The 14,682-nt window shown below is 70.5% G+C and carries 11 protein-coding genes and 1 pseudogene; 8 read left to right on the forward strand and 4 right to left on the reverse strand.

All coding sequences use genetic code 11. The features are described from left to right. The first annotated feature begins 171 nt into the window (after positions 1-171). The 4 genes from CCR97_RS21435 (at position 172) to CCR97_RS21450 (ending at position 6,324) form a co-directional block, all read left to right on the forward strand. Entirely contained in the window at positions 172-600 is a 429-nt protein-coding gene (locus CCR97_RS21435; protein ID WP_170145782.1) for a response regulator, read from the forward strand. A 132-nt stretch (positions 601-732) separates the two neighbouring features. Then, complete coding sequence (locus tag CCR97_RS21440) at positions 733-3,024, forward strand: heavy metal translocating P-type ATPase (RefSeq protein WP_111356724.1); 2,292 nt, start codon at positions 733-735, stop codon at positions 3,022-3,024. 352 nt (positions 3,025-3,376) lie between these two features. Then, positions 3,377-4,525, forward strand: a complete 1,149-nt coding sequence (gene rnd, locus CCR97_RS21445; protein ID WP_111356729.1) for a ribonuclease D — start codon at positions 3,377-3,379, stop codon at positions 4,523-4,525. A gap of 296 nt (positions 4,526-4,821) precedes the next feature. After that, positions 4,822-6,324: a methyl-accepting chemotaxis protein gene (locus CCR97_RS21450; RefSeq protein WP_111356723.1), complete on the forward strand. Its 1,503-nt coding sequence runs from the start codon at positions 4,822-4,824 to the stop codon at positions 6,322-6,324. A gap of 26 nt (positions 6,325-6,350) precedes the next feature. Here the strand turns inward: CCR97_RS21450 and ppx are convergent, their stop codons facing one another. The 4 genes from ppx to CCR97_RS21470 all read right to left on the reverse strand — a co-directional run bounded on the left by ppx (position 6,351) and on the right by CCR97_RS21470 (position 11,633). Further along, a complete protein-coding gene (gene ppx, locus CCR97_RS21455; protein WP_111356722.1) occupies positions 6,351-7,874 on the reverse strand; it encodes an exopolyphosphatase in 1,524 nt (507 codons plus the stop codon). Further along, positions 7,867-10,083, reverse strand: a complete 2,217-nt coding sequence (locus tag CCR97_RS21460; protein WP_111356728.1) for an RNA degradosome polyphosphate kinase — start codon at positions 10,081-10,083, stop codon at positions 7,867-7,869. Before CCR97_RS21460 ends, ppx begins: the two co-directional genes overlap by 8 nt. A 222-nt stretch (positions 10,084-10,305) precedes the next feature. Continuing rightward, positions 10,306-11,067 carry a P-loop NTPase family protein gene (locus tag CCR97_RS21465; protein WP_111356721.1) on the reverse strand — a complete coding sequence of 254 codons (762 nt, stop codon included), beginning with the start codon at positions 11,065-11,067 and terminating at the stop codon, positions 10,306-10,308. Next, the gene (locus CCR97_RS21470) at positions 11,067-11,633 is read right to left on the reverse strand and encodes a CDP-alcohol phosphatidyltransferase family protein (RefSeq protein WP_276330211.1); all 567 of its coding nucleotides are present in this window, start codon (positions 11,631-11,633) and stop codon (positions 11,067-11,069) included. Before CCR97_RS21470 ends, CCR97_RS21465 begins: the two co-directional genes overlap by 1 nt. Positions 11,634-11,801: 168 nt before the next feature. Here CCR97_RS21470 and purM point away from each other — a divergent pair, with 168 nt between their 5' ends. From purM to CCR97_RS32355, 4 genes and pseudogenes are all read left to right on the forward strand, one after another. Then, on the forward strand, positions 11,802-12,878 hold the full coding sequence (purM, locus tag CCR97_RS21475; protein ID WP_111356720.1) for a phosphoribosylformylglycinamidine cyclo-ligase: 1,077 nt from the start codon (positions 11,802-11,804) through the stop codon (positions 12,876-12,878). Positions 12,879-12,896: 18 nt separating this feature from the next. Then, entirely contained in the window at positions 12,897-13,580 is a 684-nt protein-coding gene (gene purN / locus CCR97_RS21480) for a phosphoribosylglycinamide formyltransferase (protein WP_111356719.1), read from the forward strand. An 82-nt stretch (positions 13,581-13,662) separates the two neighbouring features. After that, the gene (locus CCR97_RS21485; RefSeq protein ID WP_111356718.1) at positions 13,663-14,391 is read left to right on the forward strand and encodes a glutathione S-transferase family protein; all 729 of its coding nucleotides are present in this window, start codon (positions 13,663-13,665) and stop codon (positions 14,389-14,391) included. 170 nt (positions 14,392-14,561) lie between these two features. Beyond that, positions 14,562-14,682, forward strand: a pseudogene (locus tag CCR97_RS32355) (IS110 family transposase); the annotation flags it as partial.

Raw genomic sequence — 14,682 nt, forward strand, 5'->3', positions numbered from 1 at the left:
GGTGTGGGCCGAAGGACTTCATCGGGCTTGTTTTATCGCGGACATACGGAAAGACGCGAGCTTGTCGCCACCGGGCGGGACATTATTTTGACGGACTGTATACACCGCGCCGTGTACCACAGATCCGGCACCCGCTGCACGACCGGTATGACCCAGCGAGGCTCCCTCGCCATGGCACACATTCTGGTGGTCGACGACGACGAGCTTCTCCGGGTCGTGCTCAGCCGCGCCCTGACAGAGGCCGGGCACACCATCTCGGCGGCCGCCAGCGGACGCACCGCGCTGGAGAGCCTGGAGACCGACGCCTACGACCTCGTGATCTGCGACGTGTTCATGCCCGAGATGGACGGGTTCGAGACGCTGCGCGCCGTGAAAGAGCGCGTCCCCGACCTGCCCGTGGTGGCGATCTCGGCCGAGCGGCGGTCGCGGCCCGGGGTGCCGTCGCCCGACTTCCTGGAGATGGCGGTCGCGCTCGGCGCCACGGCGGGGTTGCGCAAGCCGCTGGACCTGAAGGCGCTGAAGGCGCTGGTCGCGCGCTGCCTCGCCGCCGACGAGACGAGCGCCCCGGACACCTCCAGGGACCCGTCCGAGGCGGGCTGAGAGGGCTGCGCCGCGAATGCCTCGCAGTCGCGGGCAAAGCCCGGAAAAGACCGTACTTCCAAATACTTCCAGGCGATGGTAGCGGATCCGGCGAACCCGACACGAAACGCCGGATACGTCGCCGAGGGCCGCATGCGCGAGACGATCGAACGATACGGGCTGGTCGCGATCGCCCTCGCCGGCCTCGTCGCCGGCCTCGCGGCCTGGGCGGTCGGCGCGCCCGGCGTCGCCCACTGGTCGTGGTTCGCCGGAACCCTGCCCGTCGTGGTCGCGCTGGCGATCTCGATCGTGCGGGCGCTCGCCGCCGGGCGCATGGGGGTCGACGCCGTCGCCTTCGTGTCGATGAGCGCCGCCCTCGTCTTCGGCGAGCCGCTCGCCGGCGTCGTCGTCGCCATCATGTACACGGGCGGCAACGTGCTCGAGGACATCGCGGTGGCCCGCGCCGAGCGCGATCTCCGCGCCCTCGTGGATCGCGCCCCGCGCCTCGCCCATCGCCGCGGCGGCGACATGGTCGAGGACGTGCCGATCGACGCGGTGGCGATCGGCGACGTGCTCGTGGTGCGGGCCGGTGAGGTGGTGCCGGTCGACGGCACCGTCACGGGCGCCGCGGCGGCGATCGACGAGTCGGCGCTGACCGGCGAGGCGCTCCCGGTCACCCGCCGGGCCGGCGAGGAGGTCCGCAGCGGCACCGTCAATGTCGGCGAGACCTTCGAGATGCGAGCCCGGGCGACCGCCGGCGAGAGCACCTATGCCGGGATCGTCCGCCTCGTGACGGCGGCGCAGACCGCCAAGGCGCCGTTCATCCGCATCGCCGACCGCTACGCGCTCCTGCTCCTGCCGGCGACGCTGGCGCTGGCCGGGCTCGCCTGGGCGCTGTCCGGCGACCCGATCCGGGCGCTCGCCGTGCTGGTCGCCTCGACCCCCTGCCCGCTGATCCTCGCCGCCCCGGTCGCCTTCATCGCCGGCGTGTCGCAGGCGGCCCGCCATGGCATCCTGGTGAAGGGCGGCGGCGCCCTGGAGGCGCTCGCCACGACCGTGACGGTCATGTTCGACAAGACCGGCACGCTCACGGTCGGCGGCGCCCGGCTGGTGGCGATCGAGACCGCACCGGGCGAGAGCGCCGCAGAGGTGCTGCGGCTCGCCGCCTCGCTGGAGCAGGCGTCGCACCACGTCGTCGCCGGCGCCATCGTGGCCGCCGCGGCGGCCCAGGATCTCGCGCTCGCGATGCCGACCGAGGTGCGCGAGGCGATGGGCTCCGGTCTCGAAGGCCGGGTCGGCGGCCGCGTCGTCTGCGTCGGCTCGCAGTCGATCGCGTTCGGCGTCGCGCGGCTGCCCGACTGGGCGACGCGGGCGCTGCGCCGCGCCTCCTGGCGCTCGGCGCTCGCCGTGTTCGTCACGGTCGACGGCAAGCCCGCCGGCGCGCTCCTCCTCGCCGACGAGCTGCGCAAGGAGACGCCGCGCGCCATCCAGCTCCTGCGCGGCGCCGGCATCCGCCGCATCATGATGGTGACGGGTGACCGCGCCGACGCCGCCGAGACGATCGGGGCGGCGCTCGACCTCGACGCCGTGCTGGCCGACCGCTCGCCCTCCGACAAGGTCGACGCGGTCAAGACCGAGCAGCGCCTCGCCGCCACCCTGATGGTCGGCGACGGCATCAACGACGCCCCGGCGCTCGCCGCCGCCGGGGTCGGCATCGCCATGGGCGCGCGCGGCGCCTCGGCCTCCTCCGAGGCCGCCGACGTGGTGATCCTGGTCGACCGGCTCGATCGCGTCGCCCAGGCCGTGACGGTGGCGCGCCGCGCGCGCCACATCGCGGTCCAGAGCATCGTGGTCGGGATGTCGCTGTCCGGCGTCGCCATGGTGGCGGCCGCCTTCGGCTATCTCAGCCCGGTCGCCGGCGCCCTGACCCAGGAGGCGATCGACGTCGCCGTCATCCTCAACGCCCTGCGGGCGCTCGGCCCCGGTCGCGGCGCCGCCCGGGGTCAGCGCACCATGTCGTCCACGGCGGCGCAGGATCTGCGCGAGGACCACGCCCGGCTGGAGCGCAGCCTCGACACGCTGCGCGGCATCGCCGACGCCCTCGACGACGCCGGGCCGGAGGAGGCCGTGCGGCTGATCCGCGAGGCGGAACGGCTGGTCGCCGAGGAGGTGGTGGCGCACGAGCGCGACGACGAGGCCGAGGTCTACCCGTCCCTCACCCGCTATCTCGCCGACAGCCACGGCCTCTCGGCGATGAGCCGGGCGCATCGCGAGATCCAGCACCTCGCCCGCCTGCTCTCCCGCCTCGCCGACGGTCTCGCCCCCGCGGACGTCGACCGCTACCTGGTGCGCGACGCCCAGCGGGTGATCGAATCGATCGAGGCGCTGGTGCGCATCCATAACGCCCAGGAGGAGGACATCTACGAGCACGCCGTGGCGGCCTGAGCCGCGCGACTGCCCCACCGTGGTGGATAACCCGCCGGGAGGACCGGGCCGAGATACCATCGGCGGAGAGAAATCCTTGATTCTCCGATGGGTCGGCCGCTCCCGGCTCGACCTGCGCGCCGCGGCGCGCTAAGATTCGTTAAAATGGCATTCAGCCCATGACCCTTCTGTTTCATCGCCTATTCGGCGGCCGCAGCCTCTGCGTCAGACGCAGTCCTGTCCGACACGGTCCTGTCGGACGCAGTCCTGACCGACGCAGTGCCGTCCGATGCCGCCCCGTTCGATGCTGATCGAGGATCCGTTGCGTACGCGAACCGTCCGGGCCGCCAACGAGCCCGTCGACCTTCCGGCCTTGGAGCCGATCACCACCACCGAGGCGCTCGCCGCCGTTTGCGACCGCATGGCGGCGCATCCCTTCGTGACGGTCGACACCGAGTTCCTGCGCGAGAGCACCTACTACCCGCTGCTGTGCGTCGCCCAGATGGCGAGCCCCGACGAGGCCGTGGTGATCGACACGCTCGCCGAGGGCATCGATCTTTCGCCGTTCTGGGCCCTGATGGCCAACGACAAGGTCCTCAAGGTCTTCCACGCCGCGCGCCAGGACATCGAGATCGTCTGGCACATGGCGTCGCTGATCCCGACCCCGATCTTCGACACCCAGGTCGCCGCGATGGTGCTGGGTTACGGCGACGCGATCTCCTACGATCAGCTCGTGCAGCGCATAACCGGCGACAATCTCGACAAGTCGCACCGCTTCACCGACTGGTCGCGGCGGCCCCTGACACCCGCCCAGACCTACTACGCCGTGTCCGACGTCACCCATCTGCGCGATGTCTATATGGCGCTGTCGGACGACCTCGCGAAGCGCGGCCGCACCAACTGGGTCGACGAGGAGATGGAGATCCTCACCTCGCCGTCGACCTACCGGTCGGATCCGGAGACCGCGTGGGAGCGGCTGAAGAGCCGGGTGCGAAAGCCCAAGGAGCTCGCCATCTTGATCGAGGTCGCCGCCTGGCGCGAGCGCGAGGCGCAGGCCCGCGACGTGCCGCGGGGCCGCGTGCTCAAGGACGACGTCATCGGCGAGATCGCCCTGCAGGCGCCGACGACGGCCGAGCGCCTCGCCTCGCTGCGCTCGCTGCCGAAGGGCTTCGAGCGCTCGCGCTGGGGCCAGGACATCCTGGAAGCCATCAAGGCCGGCGTCGCCCGCGATCCGAAGACGCTGCCGCCGATCGAGCGCCACCGTCCGATGACGAACGGCAGCGCCACGGTCGAGCTGCTGAAGGTGCTGCTGCGGATGACGGCGGAGCGCCACGGCGTCGCCGCCAAGGTGATCGCCACGGTCGACGATCTCGAGCACATCGCGGCCGACGACGAGGCCGACGTGCGCGCCCTCAAAGGCTGGCGGCGCGAGCTGTTCGGCGAGAAGGCGCTCGCCCTCAAGCACGGCCGCCTGTCGCTCGCCGTCGAGCGCGGTCGCGTGGTGGCGATCGAGCGCGAGTGAGGCGGTCGCGCGGCGCGACACGCGCCTGTTGCGACGCTCCTGCTCGCCGGCACTCCCCGGTGCGGTCGTCGAAATCCCGTCGCGCGTGTGGAAGAACAATTCAAAGTGCAATTCGTCGAAGATCTGTAGCCCATAGGGCTTAGGCGATGTCGATTCGCAGTCACACCCGCGTGAACGATGTTCCGACAAGCTGAATTAATCGGCTGAATCGGGAAAAACGCCGACATTGTTTCAAAGTTTAGTAAGTTCGCACCGGCAGTCTCACGCAAGTCGATCTCGCGCCGCCGGAGTCTGCAATGCGCCGTTTTTTGTCCTCGCGTTCGCCTGCCGCCACGCTCGCCGCCCTCGAACGGTCCCAGGCCGTCATCGAGTTCCAGATGGACGGCACCATCATCACGGCGAACAAGAACTTCCTCGACGCCATGGGCTACGGGCTGGACGAGATCCGCGGCAAGCACCACCGCATGTTCGTCGACCCGGCCTACGGTGACAGCCCGGCCTATCGGGAGTTCTGGGCGAAGCTCAATCGCGGCGAGTTCGAGCGGGCGCAGTTCAAGCGGTTCGGCAAGGGCGGCAAGGAGGTGTGGATCGAGGCCTCCTACAATCCGGTGCTCGACGGGCGCGGCAAGCCGTTCAAGGTGGTGAAGTACGCCACCGACATCACCGCGCAGAAGCTCGAATACGCCGACCTGCTCGGCAAGGTGAACGCCATGGGGCGTTCGCAGGCCGTGATCGAGTTCAATCTCGACGGCACGATCATCACGGCGAACGAGAACTTCCTCGCCGTGCTCGGCTACACGCTCGCCGAGATCCAGGGCAAGCACCACAGCCTGTTCGTCGATCCGGCCGAGCGCGCGGGCGCCGACTACAAGCGCTTCTGGGAGGCGCTCAATCGCGGCGAGTTCCAGGCCCGCCAGTATCGCCGCATCGGCAAGGGCGGCAAGGAGGTCTGGATCGAGGCTTCCTACAACCCGATCTTCGACATGAACGGCCGCGTCTACAAGGTCGTGAAGTTCGCCACCGACCTGTCGAAGCGCAAGGCCGAGAACGCCGCGCTCGCCGACACGTTCGAGCAGACGGTCAAGTCGCTGGTCGGCACCGTCGCGGCCTCCGCCGACGAGATGCAGCACGAGGCGCAGTCGCTCGCCGCCGCGGCCGAGCAGACCACGGTTCAGTCGACCACCATGGCGGTCGCGTCGGAGGAGCTGAGCACCTCGGCGCGCGAGATCGCCCGCCAGCTCACCGAGGCGACCCGGATCATCGACACCGCAGTGACCGAGGCGCAGAAGTCCGACAAGCTGGTCGGCGAGCTGCTCCACGCCGCCGACAAGGTCGGCGAGGTGACCAAGATGATCGCCCAGATCGCCGCGCAGACCAATCTGCTGGCCCTCAACGCCACCATCGAGGCGGCGCGCGCCGGCGAGGCCGGCAAGGGCTTCAGCGTCGTCGCCTCCGAGGTGAAGACGCTCGCCAGCCAGACTGGCAAGGCGACCGAGGAGATCGAGCAGCAAATCCGCGGCATCCAGGAGTCGACCAAGATCACGGCGGCGACCATCCAGGAGTTCGGCCGGGTGATCTCGCGGATCAGCGAGGTGAACACCTCGATCTCGGGCGCCGTCGAGGAGCAGTCCGCCGCCACCGGCGAGGTGTCGGCCAACATCGCCGGCGTCAAGCAGGCGGCCGAGGACACCGGGCGGTCGTCGAACCAGCTGCTCGGCGGCTCGCGCTCGCTGCAGGACCGCGCCGGTGAGCTCGCCTCGAGGGTCGACGACTTCCTGATGCGCGTGCGCGCGATGTGAGGCGCCGAGGGCGCCGTCGCGGTGCGCTAGACGATCAGCGCCTCGCGGCCGATCAGGCGGGCGAGCTGACGCAGGCGGTTGGCGACGCGCTCGCCGCCGAGCGTCGCGTATGTCTCGCCGAGCACGAGCTGGAGCTGGCCGCGGCGCACCACCAGGGGCACGGTCGGCAGCAGGTTCGGCATCGCGGCGGAGAGCAGATAGCCGACCCGCATGGCACCACCGAGGATACGCGCCCGGTCGATCATCCGGGTGGTGACGAGCTCGCGCACGGTCGATGGCAGCTCGCCCTCGAACAGCCCGACATGGCGGAAGTAGACGGCGAGCGCCACGAAGTTCCGGCCCGGATGGTCGACGCCGAGCAGATTGGCGTGCGAGATGACGTCGAGCGACTGCTGGCCGCGATAGTCCGGATGCGCCCGCCAGGCGATGTCGCCGAGCAGGCAGGCGACGTGGCGCAGCCGCTTCTCGTCGGCCGTCTCCTCGATGCCGGTCGACGCCATGAAGCGATCGGTCCAGTCGATCAGCTCGAGCCCGTGCTCGGGCGAGCGTGACCGCAGCACGTTCAGCTCCATGGCGGCGGCGATCAGCGGATCGCGCTTGCGCTCGCGCTCGGGCAGCGCCGAGAACAACAGGCCCTCGCGCACGCCGGCGGCCGAGACGACGATCTCGCGCGGCTTCGCGGCCCGGATGATGTGCTCCAGCACCACGGCGGCGTAGCCGAGCAGCGGCCGGCGGAACTCGTTGACCGACTCGATCTGCGACAGCGTGTCAGCGTTGACGCGGCGCACCAGCCGGGCGAACTCCAGCGCCTCGCGGGCCGGGATCACGTAGTTCTGCATCACGTGCAGCGGATAGCCGGTCTGGCGCATGTGCAGGCGGGTGAGCGCACGCCAGGTGCCGCCGACCGCGTAGAAGGCGCGCCCCTGCCCGGCCTTGAGGAACTTCACGGCGCGCAGCGCCTCGTCGACGATCTTGTCGGCCTTCTTGAGCGAGCGCGCCGAGAGGTCCTGCAGCGCGAGCCCGCCGAGCGGCAGCGAGGCGCCGCCGGCGAGCCGGGTGCCCTTCACGTCGACGAGCTCCAGCGAGCCGCCGCCGAGATCGCCGACGATGCCGTCCGGCCGGTGGATGCCGGAGACGACGCCGAGCGCCGAGAGCGTCGCCTCGCGCTTGCCGGAGAGCACGTCGATCTCGACGCCGCAGATCGCCTTCGCCTCGCGGATGAACTGCGGTCCGTTCTTCGCCTCGCGGCAGGCGGCCGTGGCGATCACCCACAGCCGCTCGACGCCCATCACGTCGCACAGCATGCGGAAGCGCTGCAGCGCCGCGAGCGCGCGCGCCACCGCGTCGGGCGCCAGGAGGCCGGTGGTGAGCACCTCGCGGCCGAGCCCGGCCAGCACCTTCTCGTTGAAGATCGGGGTCGGGCTGCGGCAGAGGCCTTCGTAGGCGACGAGACGGATCGAGTTCGAGCCGATGTCGATGACGGCGACCGGCGGCCCGACGTCGAGCCGACCGGGAGGGACGGCGGGCGCCGTCTTGGTGCGCTTAAGCACGGTCTCCCCGCCGGGTGAAGCTGCGCGGCGAGGAGTCCTTCACGGACTTGCCGCGGCCAGACAGACTCGGATTTGTCATGAAGTACTTATGCGCGTTGAAGGGCTCTTCGCCGGACGCCGCCTTGATACGCGTCGAGCTGCCGTCGGGCAAGAGCGTCCAGCTCTGCTCGTTGTCCTTCAGGTTCGCCATCATGATCTGGTCGAGCACCTGCTCGTGCACGGTCGCGTTGAGAATCGGGCACAGCACCTCGACGCGGCGGTCGAGATTGCGCGGCATCATGTCGGCCGACGAGATGTAGACATGCGCCTTCGGGTTCGGCAGCGCGGCGCCGTTGCCGAAGCAGTAGATGCGGCCGTGCTCCAGGAAGCGGCCGATGATCGACTTCACCTTGATGTTGTCGGAGAGGCCGGGCACGCCGGGGCGCAGGCAGCAGATGCCGCGCACCACGAGGTCGATCTTCACGCCGGCCTGCGAGGCGTCGTAGAGCGCGTCGATGATGCCGGGATCGACCAGCGAGTTCATCTTCATCCAGATCGCCGCCGGCTTGCCGGCGCGCGCGTTGTCGGCCTCCTCGCCGATGTGGCGGAGCATGCGCTCGCGCAGGTCGAGCGGCGACACCGCCAGCCGCTCGAGCCCGGCCGGCTCGGCATAGCCGGTGATGAAGTTGAACACCCGCGAGACGTCGCGGGCGACCGCCGGATCGGCCGTGAAGTACGAGAGGTCGGTGTAGATGCGCGCCGTCTGCGGATGATAGTTGCCGGTGCCGGTGTGCACGTAGGACACCGGCTGGCCGTTCTCGCGGCGGATCACGAGCGACAGCTTGGCGTGCGTCTTCAGCTCGATGAAGCCGTAGACCACCTGGGCGCCGGCGCGCTCGAGGTCGCGCGCCCAGCGGATGTTCGCCTCCTCGTCGAAGCGCGCCTTCAGCTCGACGACGGCCGTCACCGACTTGCCGAGCTCGGCCGCCTCGGCGAGCGCCCGGACGATCGGTGAGTCCTTGGAGGTGCGATAGAGCGTCTGCTTGATCGCGAGGACGTCCGGATCGCGCGCCGCCTGCTCGAGGAACTGCACGACGACGTCGAACGACTCGTAAGGGTGGTGGACGATCAGATCCTTCTGCCGGATCGCCGCGAAGCAGTCGCCGGCGTGGTCGCGGATGCGCTCGGGGAAGCGCGGATTGTAGGGCACGAACTCGAGATCGGGCCGGTCGAGCGACGTGAGCTGCGACCACTCCGACAGGGCGAGCACGCCGTCGATGCGGAACACCTCGTCGTCGGCGACGGCGAGCGCGCGCTGGACGAAGCGCTGCAGCTCGGGCGGCATCGCCGCGTCGAGCTCGAGCCGGATCACCGAGCCGCGGCGGCGGCGCTTGAGCGCCGTCTCGTAGAGGAGGACAAGGTCCTCGGCCTCCTCCTCGATCTCCACCTCGGAGTCGCGCAACACCCGGAAGCCCGCCTGCCCCTTCAGCGCATAGCCCGGGAACAGCCGCGGGATGAACAGCGCGATGGCGTGCTCCAGCGTGATCAGCCGGATGACGCCCTCCTCGCCGCCGGTGAGCCGGATGAAGCGCTCGATCTTCGGCGGCACCCGGATCAGCGCGTTCATGGCGCGCCCGTCGCGGCTGCGCGAGAGCTGCAGCGCGAGCGAGAAGCCGAAATTCGGGATGAACGGGAACGGATGCGCCGGGTCGATGGCGAGCGGGGTGAGGATCGGGAAGATGTGGGTGAGGAAGTGATCCTCCAGCCAGGCGCGCTCGCCCTTGTGGAGATCGGCGGCCTCGACGAACACGATCCGCTGCGCGGCGAGCTCGGTCTTCAGCGCGCGCCACAGCCGCTGCTGCTCCTCGCCGAGCGCCTGGACGCTCTCGTTGATGCGGGCGAGCTGCTCGCTCGGGGTGAGGCCGTCCGGGCTCTTGGTGGCGATGCCCTCGCGCACCTGGCCCTTCAGGCCGGCGACCCGGACCACGAAGAACTCGTCCAGGTTGTTGGCCGAGATCGACAGGAAGCGGACCCGCTCCAGCAAGGGGTGGTTGGGGTTCGCCGATTCCTCCAGCACGCGTCGGTTGAACTGGAGCCAGGACAGCTCGCGATTGATGTAGCGGGTCGGATCGTGCGGCCGCTTGCGCTTGGCGGGCTTGGGGGCGACCGGCGCGATCCCCGACACGCCGGGAACCACGACCGTCGGATCGATGTCTTGCTGGTCGACCATGCTGCTTTGGGCCTCGATGCTGTTCTGGGCCTCGATGTCCTGGGCCATGCTGTCTTGGGCCATGCTGTCCTGTTCGGGCCGTTCCGGCCGGACCGTTCCGTCCGGCAGCCGGGCGCTCCGCCACCGGCCGGTTGCGTCGCCCGAGTCTCGACTATGGGCGCCCCGGCGCGGCAAGGCCAGCCCGGGCCGCGGCGGCATCCGGTAGCATGGTGACGCAGACGCTCAGGCGCCGCCGCCGCCCGGCCCCGCCGGCGCGCCGTCGCCGTGCTCGTCGTGCTCGTCGTCCTCCGCGGCCTCCCCGCCCGCTTCGGCCCGCCCCAAAACCTCGACGGCGAGCGCCCGGGTCACCGGCCGCTTGCGGCGCAGCCCCTCCTGGTCGAGCGCCGCCACCACGGCCCGAGCGGCGGCGAGCGAGCGTTCGATCCGCCGCTCGACATAGGTGAGCAGCCCCTCGTCGACGGCGAGCTGGCGATCGGCGAACAGCTTCACGAGGACGGCGCGCAGCAGCGCCGCGTCCGGGACCTCGATCTGGACCACCGGCATGGCGCGCAGCCGCGAATGCAGGTCGGGCAGCCGCAGCGTCCAGCCGGCCGGCGGCGTCGTCGCGGTGAGGAGCAGGAAGGTGCCCTGGGCGCGGGCGAGGTTGAGGAGGTGGAACAGCGCCACCTCGTCGACGCCGGGCGCGACGTCGTCGATCACCAGGGCGCCGGCGGAGAGCGCCTCGGGCACGCCGGCCTCGGTCAGGGCGGCGGCCGGCAGCACGCGGGCGCCGGCCCGCTCGGCCCAGATCGCCGCGAGATGGCTCTTGCCGGTCCCGACCGGGCCGGCCACCACCAGGCCGCGAGCCGGCCAGTCGGGCCAGCGGTCGACGAGGCCGAGCGCCGTCGCGTTCGACGGGCTCTCCAGGAAGTCGTCGCGGGAGAAGCTCTCGGGATGCTCCAGGCCGAGCGCGAGCTGCCCCGGATCGGTGGGGCGGAGCACCATCAGCCGGGCTCGCTCTCGGCCGCCAGGTGGCGGACCCATTCGCGCGTGTAGAAGCCGATCGAGAGGAGCGTCGTCGCCGCCACCATGTACATGATGATCGATTGCAGCGGCTGCGCGTCGAACTCGAAGCCTAGCGCGCCGAGCACCAGCGAGGCGAAGACGATCTGCACCACCGTGTTGACCTTGGAGATCGCCAGCGGCCGCACCTTGATCGGCTTGCCGAGCAGTAGCGTCAGCGTCACGGCGCCGACGATGAGGATGTCGCGCGACACGACGAGGATCACCAGCCACAGCGGGATGCGGCCGAACCAGCCGAGCCCGACGAAGATCGCGACGATCAGCATCTTGTCGGCGAGCGGATCGAGATGGGCGCCGAAGTCGGTGGTCATCCCGAAGCGCTTGGCCAGGAACCCGTCGACCGCGTCGCTGACGCCGGCGGCGACGAACAGGAGGAAGGCCAGCCGCATCTCGCCCGCGGCGATCGCCCACACCAGCACCGGCACCATGAGGATGCGGACGATGGTCACGATATTCGGGAGATTGTTAACGACGCTCGGAAAATTCACGCTCGACCCCGGCTCACCCGGACCCGGCCCCGGTCCGGCACACAGATGTCCTCGATTATTCCTTTGGCGAACCTGAATTTCTTATTGTGATCGGCAGCGTTGCGCCAGACCCGATTCCGCCGTACCACCCCGCATCTTCGACGCACCCGACCTGCGAGGCCGTAACCCATGAGCGAGACCAGCCGACCGGGCCTGACCTATGCCGACGCGGGTGTCGACATCGACGCCGGCAACCGCCTGGTCGACCTCATCAAGCCGCTCGTGCGGGCGACCCGGCGGGCGGGCGCCGACGCCGAGATCGGCGGCTTCGGGGCGGTGTTCGATCTCAAGCCGGCCGGGTTCAAGGACCCGGTCCTGGTCGCCGCGACCGACGGGGTCGGCACCAAGCTGAAGATCGCGGTGGAGACCGGCCGGCACGCCACGATCGGCATCGACCTCGTCGCCATGTCGGTCAACGACCTCGTCGTCCAGGGCGCCGAGCCCCTCTTCTTCCTCGACTATTTCGCCTGCGGCCGGCTCGACCCGGAGCGCGCGGCGGCGATCGTCGGCGGCATCGCCGAGGGCTGCCGGCAGGCCGGCTGCGCTCTGATCGGCGGCGAGACGGCCGAGATGCCGGGCGTCTACCAGGGCGACGACTACGACCTCGCCGGCTTCGCGGTCGGCGCCGCCGAGCGCGACGGCCTGCTGCCGCGGCCGGTCGCCGCCGGCGACGCGGTGCTCGGTCTCGCGTCCTCGGGCGTGCATTCGAACGGCTACTCGCTGGTGCGCAGGATCGTCGCGCGCTCCGGCCTCGCCTGGGATGCGCCCGCCCCGTTCGACCCGGTCCGCTCGCTCGGCGAGGCACTGCTCGCGCCGACCCGCATCTATGTCGCCGGGTGCCTCGCCGCGATGCGCGAGACCCGGGCCGTCAAGGCCTTCGCCCACATCACCGGCGGCGGCTTCCCGGACAACATCCCGCGCGTGCTCGGCAAGGGCCAGGGCGTGCGCATCGACCTCGACGCCGTGCCGGTACCCCCGGTGTTCGGCTGGCTCGCGAAGACCGGCGGGGTCGAGATGCTAGAGATGCTGCGCACCTTCAACTGCGGCGTCGGTATGATCGCCGTCACGGCGCCCGAGGAGGCCGACGCGGTCGCGGCCGCGCTGACCCGCGCCGGCGAGAGCGTGTCGCGCATCGGCACCGTGGTCGACGCCGCGCCGGACGCGCCGCGGGTGACCTATACGGGCCGCCTCGCGCTCGACGCCTGAGCGGAAGGGCGGCGGACGATGACGAGCGCCGAGAAGACGCGCACCGGGGCGGGTCGCGCAAGAGTGGCGATCCTGATCTCGGGGCGCGGCTCCAACATGGCGGCGCTGATCGAGGCCGCCGCCGACCCGGCCTTCCCGGCCGAGATCGTGCTCGTCCTCTCCAACCGCCCCGACGCCGCCGGCCTCCTCCGCGCGGCCGAGGCGGGCATTCCGACCGAGGTCGTCGACCACAAGCCGTTCGGCAAGGATCGCGAGGCGTTCGACCGGGCGATGGACGCAGTGCTGCGCGACCACGGCATCGAGATCGTCTGCCTGGCCGGCTTCATGCGGCTGCTCTCGGCGTGGTTCGTCGGCGCCTGGGAGGGACGGATGATCAACGTCCACCCGGCCCTGCTGCCGTCGTTCAAGGGGCTCGACACCCACGCGCGCGCCCTCACGGCCGGCGTGCGGCTGCACGGCGCCACCGTGCATCTGGTCGTGCCGGAGATGGATTCGGGGCCCATCATCGTGCAGGGCGCCGTCCCGGTCGGCGACGACGACACCGAGGCGAGCCTCGCCGTGCGCGTGCTCGCGGTCGAGCACCGCATCTATCCGCTCGCCCTGCGCTGGCTCGCCGAAGGCCGCATCATGGTCGCTGACGGCCGCTGCCGCATTTCCGGCGCGGCGGCGCCCGAGGGGGCGATGATCGCGCCGGCGCTCTGACGCGATCGCGGCCGTGTCGCCATGCTGTCGCCAAGAGCGGCGGTATGAGTCCGGCGCACACGCATTCGCCCCCGAGGACTGCATGATCACGCTGTACGGCTTCGGCCCCGCCTTCGGGCTGCCCGACCCGAGCCCGTTCGTCACCAAGGCCGAGACGCTCTTGAAGATGGCCGCCGTGCCCTACCGGTCCGTGGCCGGCAACCTGCGCAAGGCGCCGAAGGGCAAGCTGCCCTATATCGACGACGACGGCGCCGTGATCGCCGATTCGACGCTGATCCGCTGGCATCTCGAGAAGAAGTACGGGCTCGCCCTCGACAAAGATCTGACCGACGCGCAGCGCGCCGTCGCCTGGGCGTTCGAGAAGATGATCGAGGAGCACCTGTACTGGGCCTTCGTCCACGCCCGCTGGATCGACGACGCCAATTTCGACCGTGGCCCGCGGCAGTTCTTCGGCGCCGTGCCGGCCCCGATGCGCGGTCTCGTCATCGCCATGGTCCGCCGCGGCGTGCGCCGCGACCTCCACGCGCAGGGCCTGGCGCGGCATTCGCCCGAGGACATGCTGCGGCTCGGCACCCGCTCGATCGACGCGGTCGCCGATCATCTCGGCGACAAGCCGTTCTTCATGGGCGACCAGCCGACCGTCGTCGACGCCACCGTCTTTCCGTTCATGGCCGGCGCATTGTGCCGCCAATTCATCACGCCGCTGCGCACCGCGGCGGAGCGCCACGCCAACCTGCCGGCCTACGTGGCCCGCATGGCGGCGAGCTATTTCCCGGACTATCCGGAGCTGACCGGCGGCGCGACGAGCTGAATGCCGTCGGAGCGTCATCCCGGGGCGCGAACCGCAGGTTCGCGAGCCCGGGATCCATACCCCCGGTGCCGATGACATCCGATAGACAGGGTGTGATGGTGTGGACGGCCCCCTACGGCATCGCTGTGCCAGAATGAGGTCGGTGAAGATCTCAAACGAGGGGGCCGTCCGTGAGCCAGAGTATCCGCATCGGAATGGATACGTCGAAGCATATCTTTCAACTGCACGGGGTGGACGCGGCCGAGCAGCCGGTGCTGCGCAAGCGGCTTCGTCGCAAGGAGGTGGAGGCGT

Source organism: Rhodoplanes elegans (assembly GCF_016653355.1).
In the GTDB taxonomy this organism is placed as follows: Bacteria; Pseudomonadota; Alphaproteobacteria; order Rhizobiales; family Xanthobacteraceae; genus Rhodoplanes; species Rhodoplanes elegans.

Bases quoted from the DNA above. Each gene is read 5' to 3' on its own strand.
- CCR97_RS21435 (WP_170145782.1), top strand. From the start codon at position 172: ATGGCACACATTCTGGTGGTCGACGACGACGAGCTTCTCCGGGTCGTG.
- CCR97_RS21440 (WP_111356724.1), top strand. From the start codon at position 733: ATGCGCGAGACGATCGAACGATACGGGCTGGTCGCGATCGCCCTCGCC.
- CCR97_RS21450 (WP_111356723.1), top strand. From the start codon at position 4,822: ATGCGCCGTTTTTTGTCCTCGCGTTCGCCTGCCGCCACGCTCGCCGCC.
- CCR97_RS21460 (WP_111356728.1), bottom strand. From the start codon at position 10,083: ATGGTCGACCAGCAAGACATCGATCCGACGGTCGTGGTTCCCGGCGTG.
- CCR97_RS21465 (WP_111356721.1), bottom strand. From the start codon at position 11,067: ATGGTGCTCCGCCCCACCGATCCGGGGCAGCTCGCGCTCGGCCTGGAG.
- purM (WP_111356720.1), top strand. From the start codon at position 11,802: ATGAGCGAGACCAGCCGACCGGGCCTGACCTATGCCGACGCGGGTGTC.
- purN (WP_111356719.1), top strand. From the start codon at position 12,897: ATGACGAGCGCCGAGAAGACGCGCACCGGGGCGGGTCGCGCAAGAGTG.
- CCR97_RS21485 (WP_111356718.1), top strand. From the start codon at position 13,663: ATGATCACGCTGTACGGCTTCGGCCCCGCCTTCGGGCTGCCCGACCCG.